Annotated in this window: 15 protein-coding genes and 1 tRNA gene; 7 read left to right on the plus strand and 9 right to left on the minus strand. The window is 67.4% G+C overall.

Features of this window, described 5'->3' with window-relative positions; translation table 11 throughout:
* Position 1 precedes the first annotated feature (1 nt).
* Positions 2-676: a hypothetical protein gene (locus C2865_RS14300; RefSeq protein WP_157963717.1), complete on the minus strand. Its 675-nt coding sequence runs from the start codon at positions 674-676 to the stop codon at positions 2-4.
* A 163-nt stretch (positions 677-839) separates the two neighbouring features.
* On the opposite strand from C2865_RS14300, the gene C2865_RS14305 reads away from it, so the two are divergent.
* Positions 840-1,286: a transcriptional regulator gene (locus C2865_RS14305; protein ID WP_106398952.1), complete on the plus strand. Its 447-nt coding sequence runs from the start codon at positions 840-842 to the stop codon at positions 1,284-1,286.
* A gap of 76 nt (positions 1,287-1,362) precedes the next feature.
* Entirely contained in the window at positions 1,363-1,899 is a 537-nt protein-coding gene (locus tag C2865_RS14310) for a 2'-5' RNA ligase family protein (protein ID WP_198653322.1), read from the plus strand.
* 86 nt (positions 1,900-1,985) lie between these two features.
* Here the strand turns inward: C2865_RS14310 and C2865_RS14315 are convergent, their stop codons facing one another.
* On the minus strand, positions 1,986-3,188 hold the full coding sequence (locus C2865_RS14315) for an MAB_1171c family putative transporter (RefSeq protein WP_106398954.1): 1,203 nt from the start codon (positions 3,186-3,188) through the stop codon (positions 1,986-1,988).
* Between the two features lie 8 nt (positions 3,189-3,196).
* Positions 3,197-3,676, minus strand: coding sequence for a hypothetical protein (locus tag C2865_RS14320; RefSeq protein ID WP_157963718.1), 480 nt, complete (start codon positions 3,674-3,676; stop codon positions 3,197-3,199).
* A gap of 1,185 nt (positions 3,677-4,861) precedes the next feature.
* Here C2865_RS14320 and C2865_RS14325 point away from each other — a divergent pair.
* Positions 4,862-5,326, plus strand: coding sequence for a hypothetical protein (locus C2865_RS14325; protein ID WP_106398956.1), 465 nt, complete (start codon positions 4,862-4,864; stop codon positions 5,324-5,326).
* A gap of 927 nt (positions 5,327-6,253) precedes the next feature.
* On the opposite strand, the gene C2865_RS14330 is transcribed toward C2865_RS14325, so the two are convergent.
* Both C2865_RS14330 and C2865_RS14335 read right to left on the minus strand, forming a co-directional pair.
* Positions 6,254-6,327 (minus strand) — tRNA-Pro (locus C2865_RS14330).
* Between the two features lie 96 nt (positions 6,328-6,423).
* The gene (locus C2865_RS14335; protein ID WP_106398957.1) at positions 6,424-7,368 is read right to left on the minus strand and encodes a Ppx/GppA family phosphatase; all 945 of its coding nucleotides are present in this window, start codon (positions 7,366-7,368) and stop codon (positions 6,424-6,426) included.
* A 101-nt stretch (positions 7,369-7,469) separates the two neighbouring features.
* On the opposite strand from C2865_RS14335, the gene C2865_RS14340 reads away from it, so the two are divergent.
* On the plus strand, positions 7,470-8,900 hold the full coding sequence (locus tag C2865_RS14340; RefSeq protein ID WP_106398958.1) for an alpha,alpha-trehalose-phosphate synthase (UDP-forming): 1,431 nt from the start codon (positions 7,470-7,472) through the stop codon (positions 8,898-8,900).
* Here C2865_RS14340 and C2865_RS14345 read toward each other — a convergent pair.
* The 4 genes from C2865_RS14345 to C2865_RS40700 are packed head-to-tail and all read right to left on the minus strand — an operon-like array spanning position 8,897 to position 11,546.
* The gene (locus C2865_RS14345) at positions 8,897-9,529 is read right to left on the minus strand and encodes a GOLPH3/VPS74 family protein (RefSeq protein WP_106398959.1); all 633 of its coding nucleotides are present in this window, start codon (positions 9,527-9,529) and stop codon (positions 8,897-8,899) included. The two genes, C2865_RS14340 and C2865_RS14345, sit on opposite strands and share 4 nt — an antisense overlap.
* Positions 9,526-9,783, minus strand: coding sequence for a type II toxin-antitoxin system antitoxin (locus tag C2865_RS14350; RefSeq protein ID WP_106398960.1), 258 nt, complete (start codon positions 9,781-9,783; stop codon positions 9,526-9,528). Before C2865_RS14350 ends, C2865_RS14345 begins: the two co-directional genes overlap by 4 nt.
* Positions 9,784-9,791: 8 nt before the next feature.
* Positions 9,792-10,715, minus strand: coding sequence for an SPFH domain-containing protein (locus tag C2865_RS14355; RefSeq protein WP_198653323.1), 924 nt, complete (start codon positions 10,713-10,715; stop codon positions 9,792-9,794).
* A gap of 57 nt (positions 10,716-10,772) precedes the next feature.
* A complete protein-coding gene (locus C2865_RS40700) occupies positions 10,773-11,546 on the minus strand; it encodes an NUDIX domain-containing protein (protein ID WP_232835597.1) in 774 nt (257 codons plus the stop codon).
* 100 nt (positions 11,547-11,646) lie between these two features.
* On the opposite strand from C2865_RS40700, the gene C2865_RS14365 reads away from it, so the two are divergent.
* The 3 genes from C2865_RS14365 (at position 11,647) to C2865_RS14375 (ending at position 14,584) form a co-directional block, all read left to right on the plus strand.
* Positions 11,647-12,909: a beta-ketoacyl-[acyl-carrier-protein] synthase family protein gene (locus tag C2865_RS14365; RefSeq protein ID WP_106398962.1), complete on the plus strand. Its 1,263-nt coding sequence runs from the start codon at positions 11,647-11,649 to the stop codon at positions 12,907-12,909.
* Positions 12,910-13,005: 96 nt separating this feature from the next.
* Positions 13,006-13,689 (plus strand): YceI family protein, encoded by a 684-nt coding sequence (locus tag C2865_RS14370; RefSeq protein ID WP_106398963.1) that lies wholly within the window; start codon positions 13,006-13,008, stop codon positions 13,687-13,689.
* 130 nt (positions 13,690-13,819) lie between these two features.
* Positions 13,820-14,584 carry an ABC transporter permease gene (locus tag C2865_RS14375; RefSeq protein ID WP_232835598.1) on the plus strand — a complete coding sequence of 255 codons (765 nt, stop codon included), beginning with the start codon at positions 13,820-13,822 and terminating at the stop codon, positions 14,582-14,584.
* Positions 14,585-14,613: the final 29 nt, after the last annotated feature.

The raw sequence follows: 14,613 nt of genomic DNA on the forward strand, positions 1-14,613 counted from the left end.
ATCAGGCACCTCCTCGGGTCGTTCCGTCTCCGCCAGTCGGGACGGGAAGGTCAATGCGACATGAGGTCAGCACGCGGAAAGCCTTCTCCTCGGTCATCGTCGGACTTCCGTACAACAGGCCGCGGGAGAGCCCGAGGTCATGCGGCCGCACGGCGGCCTCGAGGACATAGACAGTTGGTCCGTAAGGCCAAGTCCCGAACGCCAAACTGACGAAGTGATGACCCCTTGCGCGCTGAAGAGTCTGGAGAACCACATCGAAATCGGCGCCCGGAGTCGTGAACCACCAGGTGCAGCGGCTTCCGCTGCCGGCTCCCCTCAGCCTCGCATCGGCTTCTGCCGTCTCGGCCTCCAGGTACTCGATCACGTCCTCCAGAAAGTCACAGACCCGGAGCTGGGGCGAGAAGACCTCCCAGGCGATGTCATCCCGACGTCTCTCGAACAGACGCCCCAGCTCTCGCCGGTCGATGACCACCCGCGTCTGTTCCAGGCCGTCGATGAGGAGATGCGCCAGAAGGGACCTCCTGGCACCGGTGACGTCCTCCTGTATCTCGTCGGGGCCATCGAATGCCCCTTCTGGAACGCTACTTCGCGGAAGCACATCACTTCTGTCGGCTGTAGACATCGACCATGCACTATTTTCTCGAATCACCTTGTTTCCCCCATCGATCGCCACCAAGCTCGCATCATCTTGAGGCGAGAATCGATCCAGCGAAATCACCTTTGGGTGATGTGGATGATCGAGATGCTAGAAACGGGCGAGCAAGGTTGTCAATCACCCAACCGGGAGACCATCATGTGGGTCCTGGACTCCAGGTGGAAGCACACAGAGGACAAGTAGCATGTCATCCGTAGAGAAAATAAAATCAGATGACAAGTCTGATTTGGCAGAGAGGATCGATCTTCTCTTCAGGACGGTACATCCAGCCGACCGAGGCCCCTACTCATTGCAGGAGGCCGCAGAGGGCATAGAGAGACTCACCGGGGAGAAGGTTTCGCACAACACTCTATGGAAGCTTCGTACCGGAAAGTCCGACAATCCTACCAAGCGGGTACTGGAGGGACTGGCAAAATTTTTCGGAGTGAATCCCGCTTATTTCTTCCAGGAGAACATATCTGAAGAAATCAGACATCAAATCGAGCTCCTCTCGGCCTTGCGCGACACCGGCATCCGAGGCGCCCAGCTCCGCACTTTCTTCGAACTCTCACCCGAAGGACAGGAGATGGTGGCCGACCTGATCGTCAAAGCTGCCCGTATTGAAAACTACCAACGCAGAGCATCGACATGAAAATTGGAGTCCGGAGGACCTGGATACACCGTTCGTTCTCGTAACCGACCTTCAACCTGGCGTGGAGTGCACCAGCGTGGCAGACGAACCGACCTCTTACCGGACCGGGATGACGGCGTTGATCGTGGCTGTCCCCGAGGCCGAACCCGTCGTGGGGCGTTGGCGGAACCGTTACGACCGCTCAGCCGCCGCCGGCGTCTACGCTCACGTCACCGTACTCTTCCCATTTCTCGATATGGATCAGATCGATGCCACGGTGGTCAGTGAGCTGACGCGGATGTTCTCCGCCCATCGGGAGTTCGCCACCGAGTTCCGCCGCACCGCACGCTGGCCCTCGATGCTGTATCTACCTCCTGAGCCCGGCGACCCGTTCAACCACTTGACCGAGGACGTCGCCGCACGCTGGCCCGATTACCCTCCCTATGGCGGCAAGTACTCCGACACGTCCCCGCACCTGACCGTGGCGATCCACCAGCCCGATCCCATCCTCGACCAGGTCGACAGGGACCTCACAGGCCGTCTGCCGTTCTCGGCCACCGTCACGTCAGTCGATCTGGTCGCCTTCAGGGGCCAAACATGGCGCCGCCACCATTCCTTCAAACTGGGCCGATAGCACCAAGAAACGGAGCAGCGCGAGCAGGGCTTCGTGAACGCCCTCGGGTTCTCCTAGCAGGTAGGGGTTCGTCGAAGAGGTTCTTATCAAACATGGACCTGCTCCTGAAGTTTGAGCGCTGCGGGCATCGCTTCTGCGATCGCAGCAAGCCAGGAAGCCTCCCCTGTCAGATCAGCCGCACCTCCGCCCAGCGAGGTGGGCTCATCGTGCGCCTCGGCAGGCACTCCTCTTCGGTAAGCCTCCAGGGCCAAGGTGATCAACGCCGCCTCGACAGCTGCGACTCGTTCTCTACCGCTGAGACCGACACGTTCTGCTGCCGCGTTCATGGCTTCCCTCAGTCCCAGGGGCCGGTAGGGCGTGAGTGCGAGCAGCCCGTCGTGGATCTCGATCACTCTTCGCTGCAATTTCCAACGGGGACCGAGGTCCGCGGTGCTCAGCATGACGATCTGAGGAAACGCCTCGTGCAGCATGCGCCACAAGGGGCCGAGCCTGCGGCACAGCCGTCTGTCCTTGGAGAAGCGCACTGGTGCGGCCAGCGCTGGCCCCCACGTCGGCAACGTCATCCCCACGACGATGAGCAGCACAGCCACTACGGGGAACGTCACCGAAAAGAGGCAGCCCAAAGGCGAGACCACTGACGGGCAAGGAGCATCATGGCCAGCCACAGGCGAGGCGAACCCGAACGCCTGCGACTGGACGAAGAGCGCTTTCTCCAGAAGGTAGGCCAGCATGACCATGCTGCCGACAGCGACGGTCCCCAGGCCCAAACGCAAGACCAGCCTGCGGGCATAACGCGCGTACCGGACGCTGACGAACAAGAGGTCGACCATCGCCTTGCCGAACAGGACGACATAGATGTCGATATAAATAACGAGCGCGGGGTTCTCCCGGTAGAGACCTCCGAAGTCACCCACCCTGGCGGGCACCGGGCTGCTCAGGAACATCCCCGCCATGACCGCGATAGCGACCGCGTAACCGATCGCCTTCCTGCGGATCATCGGCCTGGCCCGATCCGGTGGGTAACTCAAGCTCAACAGATGGGACACGAAGCCCAGCGCGGCCAACAGCGTGCACACGTTGGACAGCAGGCGCCCCAAGTTGGGGAAGATCCGACTCTCGATCGCCTGCGCGGAATCCGACAGCAGAACGAAGGCCAGTCCCAGTGTCGTCAGCAGAAAACACAAGGCGAGTTGTCCGGGCCGTGACGGCCCCTTGCGCAGCCCGCGTGCCTTCAACGCGGCAGCAGAGAAGGCTACGGTTGCGACCGTGAAGAAAACGACATCGATCATGAGGACTCCTATCTCTGCCACGGGGAATGACCCCAACTCGCCTCCAGCCGGCCGAGCACCTCCGCGATGTCCGGGTCCTCGACGGTTCGAGGCATCCGGCGCTCATCAACTTGCGCCATTACGAGGCTCGCGAAGTACTCGACTTGCTGTTCCTGAGGATTGCTGTACTCGCTACGGCCAAGGACCATCTTTACGAGAGCCGGATCAAGATGAGGGAAGAAGATAGGGGCCAGCTCCATGACATCAAGCCCACACTCCTCATGACCCAACAGCAAGTGCCCGATCTCATGCAAGGCGATGTGCTCACGGTGGTAGGGAGTCATGCCTTCCACCGTGTAAATACGGTCGACAGTATCGGATGGCAGAAACAACCCATTAGGGAAACCGGTACGAACCGGCAGGATGGGAAGAACTTCTAGAGAACGACCACGCCGTTCTTGTAGACGCTCGCAGAAGACCCCGAAATCCCACGGGTCAGGGATATCCAACTCCCTGATGAGATCCTGGCATTGCTCCCGTCGAGCACGTTCTAGCAAGCGAACTGACCCCCGCGACTACGGCCCTCCCCCAAGGGGCTGGCATCCGGTACGGAATCCATACCCTTGCCATTTTCGCAGCCAAGGTCAAGCAACAAACGCGGGATGCCCCTCCCATCTACCGATTTTTCTCGATTCCATCAGCAACAGGCGAATGTTCGGAAAGATTTTGCGATAGTCGAGACAAGACAGTAATGGCACCCATGAACCCATTTCATCCTTGGGCGGCTTGGGCGGCACGGTGGTTTTGCAGGATGGGAGGGCCTTGACGAGGTGGCCGACCTTGCCGGGACTTCAGCGCAGCCTATGCAGGATGCTCCATGATTTGAGCTGGGCGGGTCTGGCCCCGTGCGGGATGAGGCTGGTGACGACATAGACGGTGATCGCGGTCTTTGCGGTCCTGCGGCCGGTGCGGCGGCATTTGTCCTGGAGCTCCCGAGCTGCGTGGGAGAAGAGCAGGCCTGGAGCTGAACCTGGCAGGCCTTCCGCCTGCGGATCTCACGGTGGCCGTACCCTTACCCAGCACCGGGATCTCGTTGCTCTTGGCCTCGACCTGGTCGTGGTGCAAGACAGCAGCGAGCAGATGCACCGCCGTGCCGTCGGTGCACCTACCGCGCAGAGTCTTACCACCGACCGCGACCTCGGTCAGCGGAAGGTCGCCAAGGCGCTTGGCGACCAGTCGGGCGAGGTAACCGCCCGCCGCGGTGTCCAAGGCGTCGGGCGGGCCGGCAGCTGACCCAGCGCGTCCGAGGACGGTGGCGGCGCGCACCACCCTGGAGCCAGTGTCCCCCAATCCGACGACCGTCCACCTCGATCCGGCGATCCCCCCGAACTCATAGGGCTGCCGCTCTCCCTGGCTTGGGTCGCACACCACGTGTCCGCGTCCTGGAATGCATCGAGCACGGCCCGCAGGGACTGCTGATCTCCACAAGAGCAACGGGACACCGACCCGCTCAAGCACGAAGACCGGCACAACCCTGCCGATCGCAACCGCCCTGCGAACGGAGACAGCTATGTTCAAACAGTCGGCAGCGGTGACCAAGGCGTAGCAGCGCGGACCAGCCGGAGGCGGTCCGGAGCAGACGATCACATTCCATCCCGCAAACGGATCGCGGACGGATGATCAAAGGAGGCGATGTGCACATTCCACCGATCGCGGAGATCACGGACGGACGACTGACGCTGCAACTGATCGACCTGAAGGTCACCCGGACCTACGGCGGCCTCATCGAGGGCGCACCCTGCCGCCATATCAACGACCGCAAGCTCCAGCAGCTCAAGGAGCGCAACCCACCCCGCGCCGTCCACATCGTGGAACCACCCCGCCTCACGCCCCCTTGGGCCCGCGCCTCCGGGAGCTACGGACCTGACAAGTTCCTCGGCCCCATGGAGGTGCTCCCACCGCTCCAGTGCGAGGGACTGTTCACCGGCCCCGCCACCTCCAAACCCGTACCGCCCGACTTCGACCACCTGACCACCGAGCTCTTCATCGTCTGGTTCCAGGACCCGAGCCCCTCCCACATCCACCCCGACCTGGTCCCCCAGATCCTCGCCGTCCCCTGGAACGACCTCGCCGAGGACTTCGGCATCGACGACCTCTGAACCCCCGAAGGGACTTGGGGTGCCTCGAAGATTCCGGACAGCGTCTGGTGGTCTGATGACGCTGCGAGCTGCCGGGGCGGGTACTCGTCTTCGATTTCCCATGAAGTCCGGTAATCGAGGCCTGAATGCAGGCCTCTGCGATCGTAGAACAGCGATGTCAACTCGGCCGCCGCCCGGGCCCTCGTGCCGTCCGGCCCCAACCAGCCGCGCACCACATGTTCAGGAGTGATCGTCGGAATACATCTGCTGCCACCGAGTGCCCTCCGCCGAGGGGCCATATCCGAGGCCCCTGCGCACCAAAGCGCTATCCGACAGATTGCATCGTTCCGATCTCTCAGAGGCAATATCGTGCCCCCTGCCGAGCCATACCAATCTGTCTGGCTCGTCGCTCTGGATGTCAGCGAAGCGTGCCCCATCCCGGCGACAAACGGGTGGCAAATAATCTTTAAAGAGATCAATGACCCTGAAACAGGGTCCTGAGCTGGGAAAACGTGGAGCGGATAACGGAAATCGAACCCGCGCTGTCAGCCTGGGAAGCCGGGGACACCATGCTTCGACTTCGACCAGCAGGTGACCGCTACTCAGCTGGGGCAGAGGGCAAGGTTCTTTGGGCCGTCCAACGGGACGGCCTCGCACGTTGATTCGGGATCGGGCTACTCACCACGGACCCTTACAAAGTAGATTTTTTCCGCTGCGACAGCAGATCTCCGGACGGTCACCCCCAAAGCGACAGGGTCCTGTGAAGCTCATTTGAACACCGCGGTTGCCGAAGCCCTGTTGACCGTGGACCCGCTGGTCAGGGCTGGGATCGAGGGGTAGCGGTCAGGACCGGTCGGCACGTTCGGGGCCACGGTCAAACGACGGTCACAAAGGCGAGAGGCCTGATCGCTCAGTGAGCGATCAGGCCTCTGACCTGCGGTTTTACAGTCGGGACGACAGGATTTGAACCTGCGACCCCTTGACCCCCAGTCAAGTGCGCTACCAAGCTGCGCCACGTCCCGTGAAACCTTCCGCTTTCGGCCCCTCTGGGGCGTTGGCGGCAGGGATAACTCTAGCGCAGTCGTGGGGGTAGCGCACATCGGTTGATCGGGGCGGGGTCAGAAGGAGAGGGGTTCGCCGGGGAGGAGGTCGAGGCGGCGGAGGATGACGCCTTCGCGCAGGGCCCAGGGGCAGATCTCCAGTTCTTCTATGTCGAAGAGGTCCATGGCGGCTTCGGCGACGATGGCGCCGGCGAGGAGCTGGGGGGCTCGGCCGGGGGAGACGCCGGGGATCTGCATGCGCAGGGAGATGGGCATCTCGGCCAGGCGTACGGACCATTCGCGCACGGCGGTGCGGGTCAGGACGCGGCGGACGAAGGGGCCTTCGGCGCTGGGGGCGGCGCCGGCTATGCGGGCGAGCTGTTTGAAGGTCTTGGAGGTCGCCACGGTGTGGTCGGCGGGGCCGAAGCGGGTGATGGAGCCGATGCGGGCGGCGATCTCGGTGCGGACGTGGCGGCGGACGGCGCGGATCTGGTCGGGGTCGGGGGGGTCCATGGTGAGGCGGTCGCGGGTGAGGCGGCCGGCGCCCAGGGGCAGGGAGAAGGCCGCGTCCGGCTGCTCGTCGGTGCCGGTCGCGATCTCCAGGGAGCCGCCGCCGATGTCGAAGACCTGCAGGCGGTGGGAGGACCAGCCGAACCAGCGGCGGACGGCCAGGAACGTCAGTTTGGCCTCGTCGATGCCCGACAGGACCTCGATGTCGGTCTGCAGCTCGGACTTGATCCGCGCGAGGACCTCTTCGCCGTTGGAGGCCTCCCGGACCGCGGAGGTCGCGAACGCCAGGGTCTCCTGGACTCCCTTGTCCTCGGCGATCTCCAGGGCCTCGGCGACGAGCCGGTGGAGGGTCTCGGCTCCCTCGTCGGAGAGCGTGTGCCCGTCGACGAGGTGCTCGGCGAGGCGCAGCTCGGTCTTGTGGGAGTAGGCGGGGAGCGGTCTCCCGCCCTGGTGCGCGTCCATCACGAGGAAGTGCACGGTGTTGGATCCGATGTCGAGGACGCCCAGTCTCATACGTCGAAAGTACCGAAGAAACCATCCCCGCAGGTGAACTCGGGTGGTGAGCTTCACGTTCCTTATGTGGTGGAAGATGCGCAAAACGCCAGAAACAGGGTATGAAGATCAACGTGAGTGATTTCCTCGTCGTGGCGAACCGCCTGCCCGTGGACCGTTTCGTGGGCCCGGAGGGCGAAGTGGGGTGGCGCCGCAGCCCCGGTGGCCTGGTCACCGCGATCATGCCCCTGATGCGCGGCAGGGACGGCGCGTGGATCGGCTGGACGGGGTCGGCCGACGAGGAGGTGGAGCCGTTCACCGACGACGGCCTGTCCCTCGTGCCGGTCCCCCTGTCCGCGGAGGAGGTGGAGCTGTACTACGAGGGCTTCTCCAACGCCACCCTCTGGCCGCTCTACCACGACGCCGTCGCCCCGCCCGAGTACCACCGCCGCACCTGGGACGCCTACGTCCGGGTCAACCGCCGCTTCGCCGAGGCCACCGCCGCGGCGGCCGCCCGGGGCGCCACCGTGTGGGTCCAGGACTACCAGCTCCAGCTGGTGCCCAAGATGCTCCGCGAGCTGCGCCCCGACCTCAAGATCGGCTTCTTCCTGCACATCCCGTTCCCGCCGGTGGAGCTCTTCCAGCGCCTGCCCTGGCGCAGGGAGATCATCGAGGGCCTGCTCGGCGCCGACCTCGTGGGCTTCCAGCTTCCCTCGGGGGCCGCGAACTTCGTGCGGATGGCCCGCCGCGTCCTGGACGTGCGCGCGCACAGCGGCCGGATCCAGTACGACGGCCGCTCCATCCAGGCCAGGGCCTTCCCGATCTCGGTGGACGTGGCCGAGCTGGAGGAGCTGATCTCCCGGCCCGAGGTGCGGCACCGGGCCGACGAGATCCGCGCCGAGCTCGGCGAGCCCGAGCGCATCCTGCTCGGCGTGGACCGGCTCGACTACACCAAGGGCATCACCGAGCGCCTCGACGCGTTCGGGGAGCTGCTGGCCGACGGCGAGCTCAAGCCGGGCGAGGCGGTGTTCGTGCAGATCGCCACCCCCAGCCGGGAGCGGGTCGAGCAGTACCAGCTGCTCAAGGACGACATCGAGCAGCAGGTCGGCCGGATCAACGGGGAGTTCGCCCAGCTCGGCGCCCCCGTGATCAACTACATGCACACCAGCTACGACCGGGCCGAGCTGGCCGCCCTGTACCTGGCCGCGGACGTCATGGTGGTCACCCCGCTGCGGGACGGCATGAACCTGGTGGCCAAGGAGTACGTGGCCTGCCACAAGGACCTGCGGGGCGCGCTGGTGCTCAGCGAGTTCGCCGGGGCGGCGGCCGAGCTGCGCCGCGCCTTCCTGGTCAACCCCTATGACGTGGACGGGCTGAAGCGCACCCTGCTGGCCGCGATCCGGGGCGAGCCCCTGGACCTGCAGCGCAGGATGCGCACGATGCGGCGGCGCGTGGTGGACTACGACGTCAGCCGCTGGGCGGAGACCTTCCTGAGCTTCCTGAACGACGAGGGCGTCGTGGAGGTGGAGGAGGCCGCCGAACTGCTGGCCTAACCCGCGGCGGCCGCGTCCTGGGCGGCGATCGCCTTCTTGAGCGCCTTGGGCAGCGGCCCGGTGCGCTCGTTCAGGTCCGCGAGCCGCCGCTTGTGGGTGCGCCGGGCGCCCCGGTCCAGGACGTTGCGCAGCTTCCCGGCCTCGGCGAGCGAGACGAGGGCCGCGTCCGCGGGGTCGATCCGGGGCAGCGGGTCGCGCAGCGCGGCCGTCACCCGGTGGCGCAGCCTCCCGTGCAGCCGGGGGTCGCGCGGGGTGATCCGGTGGCTGGGGAACAGGCCGAGGATCTTGTGCTTCTCGACGCGCACCCACCCGCCGTCGGCGAGCTGGTCGCGGACGGCCGCCGCCGTCTGCCGGCCCCGGCGGCCCACCCAGTACTGCCACTTGTGGCGCCGGGCGGCCGACAGCTCCTCCAGCACCGTCTCCAGGACGGGGTCGTGGCAGGGGTGCCGGACCGCCACGACGGCCCGGCCCTTCTCGTCGGCCAGGTGCCCGGCCAGGTAGAGGTCGGACAGGGCGGCGGCCCGCACCAGTTCGTTGAGGTGGACGCCCATCCGGGGCTTGCCGCGGTCGGGGTCGAGGGCCAGGAGGTAGATCCGCTGCGGCAGGGTGTCGGGCAGTTGCACGGTCATTCCTCTTCTCGTGCTTCCGGTGTCTCCGGGTTCTCGGGCTGTTGCTTGTCTCGGGCGGTGGCCCGGGTGGGACGGCCCGGGCCCCGCATCTTCCCCACTCCCGACGGCAGCCTGCCCGCGTCGGCCAGGGCGCGGCGCAGCAGGAACTCGATCTGCGCGTTCGCGCTGCGCAGCTCGTCACCGGCCCAGCGCGCCAGCGCGTCGTACACGGCCGGGTCGAGCCGGAGCAGGAGCTTCTTCCGTTCGGTCGCCATGGGCTTCGCTACGCGTAGAGGGTTCCGGTGTTCACCACCGGCTGGGCGTCCCTGTCCCCGCACAGCACGACCAGGAGGTTGCTGACCATCGTGGCCTTGCGCTCCTCGTCCAGCTCGACGATCTCGTCCTCGGCCAGCCGGGCCAGCGCCATCTCCACCATGCCCACGGCGCCCTCGACGATGCGGCTGCGGGCGGCGACGATCGCGGTGGCCTGCTGGCGGCGCAGCATCGCCTGGGCGATCTCCGGCGCGTAGGCCAGCCGGGTGAGCCGGGACTCGGTGATCTCCACGCCGGCCGCGGCGACCCGGGCGCCGATCTCCTCGCTGAGGCGGGCGGTGATCTCCTCGGCGTTGTCGCGCAGGGACAGGCCGGGCCCGTCGTGGGTGTCGTAGGCGTAGCTGTTGGCGATGTGCCGGACGGCGGTCTCGGTCTGGATGGCGACGAACTCCACGAAGTCGTCGACCTCGAAGACCGCGCGGGCGGTGTCCTTGACCTGCCAGACGACGACCGCGGAGATCTCGATCGGGTTGCCCTCGAGGTCGTTGACCTTCAGCACGTCGGTCTCGTGGTTGCGGATCCGGGTGGAGACCCGGCGCCGCTCGGTGAGCGGGTTGACCCAGCGCAGCCCGTCGGTGCGGACGGTGCCGGTGTAGCGGCCGAGCAGCTGCAGCACCCGCGCCTCGCCGGGGGCGACGGCGGTGAGCCCGGCCGAGACGACCAGGGACACGGTGAAGAGCACGCCTCCGAGGACCATCAGGGCCACTCCGAACGCGGTCCCCTCACCTTTGCTGATCATGACCACGCCCCCGGCGAAGGCGGCGATGCCGGCGACCGTTCCGGCCACCACCCCGCCCAGGACGGGCCAGCCCGAGGCGCCGAAGGCGATCCGCTCCCGCACCTGCGGGACCGGGGGGTTCGCGTGCTCGCTCATGACGGTTCTCCTCATCTTCTGTTGATGTCTTGAACCTAGCAAAGTGATATCACTTTTTCAACCGAGGATCCGGGGCAGGGAACCGGCCTCCTCCGCCAGGAACTCGCGGAGCCGCGCCGGCCACAGCGGCAGCCCCGTGAAGGACTCCCCCCGGCACGGGAACCGGTCGACCTCGTACCCGCCGCGTTCCGGATCGTCGAACTCCGGGCCGCAGCGCAGGGACAGGTCCATCGACTCCAGCCGGCCCAGGAAGAACCGGTGCACGTAGTCGGCCTTCGGGCGGTGCTCGGTGTAGGTGAAGACGCCGTGCAGCGGTCCGGCCGTCGCGCCGAGCTCCTCCATCAGCTCCCGCCGCGCCGCCGCCCGCGTGTCGGGGTCGTCCGGCTCGACCCTGCCGCCGGGGGTCGTCCAGTACGTCGGGACGCCCGGCCGCGTCCGGCGGAACAGCACCAGGTCCGCGCCGTCCAGCAGCAGGACCCGCGCCTTGCGCACGACCGGCCGGTCCGGGGGCACCACCCCCCGCAGCACGTACCCCTCGGCGAAACCGCCGCGTTCGGCGGCCTTGGCCGCCCGCACCCGCTCCAGCTCCGCCGCCCCGCAGCCGATCTCGCCGGCCAGCGCCAGCACCACCTCCAGCAGGTCGGCCAGCTCGCCGGGCGAGGGGTCGGCGGCGAACTCGTCGGCCTCCTCGTACAGCTTGGCCAGCAGCAGGCCGCACCGCGCGGACCGCTCGGCGACACGGATGTCGGGCTCCTTTCCGGCCTGCCGCATGAGCTGCGGAATCAGGTCGCGGACGAGCTTCTCCCTACGGAAGCCATAAGGATCGAACATCTCAGGGGGCTCCTTCTTCTTGTTTTTTGTCATCCACCGCTAAATATGCGAACCACAACACGTGGTACGTTTCCACGCCGAACCGGATTCGGGAGGTCCCATGCACCGCGTCGCCGTCACCGGACTGGGCGTCAAGAGCCCGGCGGGGAGCACCGTCCAGGACGCCTTCTCGACGGTACTGTCGGGTAAGTCCACAGCGGTTCACCTGCCCGAACTGCTCGACGCCGGGGTCCCGGTGACCTTCGGCTGCCCGGTGAGCGGGTTCGCTCCCGGGGAGTACTTCCCCCCGCACCGGCTGCGCCACCTCGACCGGCCCACCCGCCTCGGCGTCGCCGCCGCCGCCGACGCCTGGGCCGACGCCGGCCTGGACGGCCCGCTCACCGCGTCCGGCGAGCGGGCGCGCGGCGGCACCTACGTCGGGACGGGCGGCGGGCACATCGCCCACACCGCCGAGCTCGGCACCGTCCCGCGCGAGCGCCTGCCGGTCGCCTCGGTGCCGATGATCATGCCGAACGCGACGGCCGCGCGCATCTCGATCCGGCACGGGCTCCAGGGCCCCTGCCTGACCTTCGCCTGCGCCTGCGCCAGCGGGGCCGTGGCGCTGGGCGAGGCGATGACGGCCATCCGGTACGGCCGGATCGACCGCGCGCTCGCCGGCGGGGTGGAGGCGATGCTCACCCCGTTCGCGGTGGCGGCCTTCGCCCGCATCAGCGCGCTGTCCCGGCGCAACGACGCCCCGCACGAGGCGTCCCGGCCCTTCGACAGGGACCGCGACGGGTTCGTCATGGCCGAGGCCGCGGCCTTCCTGGTGCTGGAGCGCGCGGACCTCGCCGAGGCGCGGGGCGCGCGGATCTACGGCGAGCTCGCCGGTTACGCCGCGGGCGCCGACGCCGGGCACATCGTGCAGCCGCTGGAGGACGGGGAGGTCGCCGCCCGGACGATGCGGGCCGCCCTGGACGACGCCCGCCTGGCGCCCGGAGACATCGGCCATGTCAACGCCCACGCCACGGCCACCCTCCACAACGACCGGGCCGAGGCGCGCGCCATCGCGAGCTGCTTTCCCGCCGGCTCTCCCCCGGTCACCGCCACCAAGGGCGTCACCGGCCACCTGATGGGCTCGGGCGGGGCGGTCGAGGCGGTCTTCGCGCTGCTGTCCGCCCGCGCCGGACTCGTCCCGCCGACCGCCAACTTCACCGGAGGCCCCGACGCCGACCCGATCGACGTCGTCCACGGCACGCCACGGCGGATCCCCCCGGCGCCCGTCCTGTCCAACTCCTTCGGGTTCGGCGGTCATGATGCGACGCTGGTGCTGATCCCGGCGGAAAATCAAGCCCCGGATAGGACAGGACCTATCGCAGAGTAAGTGAACGGCTCTTATCCGCTTCTTATACTTGAACCTTCAAGATGTTCCTTGAAAGCTCAAGTAAATCCCCCGCTCGGACGGAGACGAGACCGCGCAATGAGCCGCTCCCTGAAGGTATGGATCATCGGCGGCGTGACCGCCCTGCTTCTGGCGTTCGTCGTGGCGCCCTTCCTCTACACCCAGTTCATCGCGGACGACGCGCCAGAGCAGTTGAGCGTCAGCACGGAGACCACCACGGGCGCCACCGGGGAGTCCGCCTCGGCGGACGGAGCCTGGAAGGTCGGCCCCGGCTCCCAGGCGGGCTACCGGGTCAAGGAGGTGCTGTTCGGCCAGGACGTGGAGGCCGTGGGCCGCACCGGCCAGGTCACCGGCGACCTGACGATCTCCGGCGCGTCGGTGAGCGAGGGCTCCTTCACCGTCGACATGGCGAGCGTCAAGAGCGACGAGGAGCGGCGGGACGGCCAGTTCAACGGCCGCATCATGGACACCACCACCCACCCGACGTCCACGTTCACCCTGACCCGGCCCATCGAGCTCGGCTCCGTGCCGGCCGTCGGCGCCCAGGTCAAGGCCGAGGCGACCGGCGAGCTGACCCTCAAGGGCCAGCGCAAGGAGGTCTCCTTCGAGGTCACCGCCTCCCGCACCGCCGCCGACGCCTTCGAGGTCAGCGGCCAGATCCCGGTGGTCTTCACCGACTACGGCATCGACAACCCCAGCTTCCCCGGCATCGAGGTGGAGGACGACGGCCAGGTGGAGTTCCTGCTGAAGTTCACCCGCTGACCCGTTCCGCCGAACGGCCCGCGCCCCGTCCCCACGGTGCGCGGGCCGTTCGCGTACCGGGTTGTGCGAAGCCCGGCGAACCCGTACAGTCTTTTCCTACCTGTTTGATTGGTTTAGTAGGGAGACAGCGGTGTCACGCGCCTTCGTGCTCCGGGCGGGCGGGGTCCTCGCCCTTCTCGCCCTGTGGTGGGCGGCGTCCGCGGCCGGCATCTGGCCCGAGGTCTTCGTCCCGAAGCCGGAGTCGGTCTGGAGCAGCCTCGTCGAGACCTGGACCGACGGGTACGCCGGGCACCCGTTGTGGGAGCACCTGGGCGTCAGCCTGCGGCGCATCCTGCTCGGCAGCCTCTACGGCGTCCTCGGCGGCGTCGTCGCGGGCCTGCTGATCGGGCTGGTCCCCACGGTGCGGGCGCTGCTCGGGCCGCTGGTGACCTTCGTGCGCACGCTGCCTCCCCTTGCCTACTTCAGCCTGCTCGTCATCTGGTTCGGCATCGACGAGACGCCCAAGGTCGTGCTGCTGTTCGTCGCGGCGCTGCCGCCGGTCGCGGTGGCCACCGCCGACGCGGTGCGCGGCGTGCACGAGGACTACGTGCACGCGGCCCGCTCGCTGGGCGCGACCCGCCGCCAGATCCCCTTCCTCATCGTCCTGCCGTCGGCGCTGCCCGAGCTCATGACCGGCATCCGGGTCGCGGTCGGCGTCGCCTACACCACCGTCGTGGCCGCCGAGACCGTCAACGGGGTGCCCGGCATCGGCGGCATGATCCGCGACGCGCAGCGCTACAACCAGTCGGACGTCGTGGTGCTCGGGCTGCTGGTCATCGGCGCCTCCGGGCTGCTCATCGACGCCCTCCTGCAGCTCGCCGAACGCAGGCTCGCGCCGTGGCGCGGCCGGGCCTGACCCCCGTCACCACCCTCGAAAGAAGCACC

The organism is Actinocorallia populi (assembly GCF_002995495.1).
GTDB classification, from domain to species: Bacteria; Actinomycetota; Actinomycetes; order Streptosporangiales; family Streptosporangiaceae; genus Actinocorallia; species Actinocorallia populi.

Bases quoted from the DNA above. Each gene is read 5' to 3' on its own strand.
- C2865_RS14315 (WP_106398954.1), bottom strand. From the start codon at position 3,188: ATGATCGATGTCGTTTTCTTCACGGTCGCAACCGTAGCCTTCTCTGCT.
- C2865_RS14305 (WP_106398952.1), top strand. From the start codon at position 840: ATGTCATCCGTAGAGAAAATAAAATCAGATGACAAGTCTGATTTGGCA.
- C2865_RS14370 (WP_106398963.1), top strand. From the start codon at position 13,006: ATGAGCCGCTCCCTGAAGGTATGGATCATCGGCGGCGTGACCGCCCTG.
- C2865_RS14345 (WP_106398959.1), bottom strand. From the start codon at position 9,529: ATGACCGTGCAACTGCCCGACACCCTGCCGCAGCGGATCTACCTCCTG.
- C2865_RS14350 (WP_106398960.1), bottom strand. From the start codon at position 9,783: ATGGCGACCGAACGGAAGAAGCTCCTGCTCCGGCTCGACCCGGCCGTG.
- C2865_RS14365 (WP_106398962.1), top strand. From the start codon at position 11,647: ATGCACCGCGTCGCCGTCACCGGACTGGGCGTCAAGAGCCCGGCGGGG.
- C2865_RS14355 (WP_198653323.1), bottom strand. From the start codon at position 10,715: ATGAGCGAGCACGCGAACCCCCCGGTCCCGCAGGTGCGGGAGCGGATC.
- C2865_RS14340 (WP_106398958.1), top strand. From the start codon at position 7,470: ATGAAGATCAACGTGAGTGATTTCCTCGTCGTGGCGAACCGCCTGCCC.
- C2865_RS40700 (WP_232835597.1), bottom strand. From the start codon at position 11,546: ATGTTCGATCCTTATGGCTTCCGTAGGGAGAAGCTCGTCCGCGACCTG.
- C2865_RS14335 (WP_106398957.1), bottom strand. From the start codon at position 7,368: ATGAGACTGGGCGTCCTCGACATCGGATCCAACACCGTGCACTTCCTC.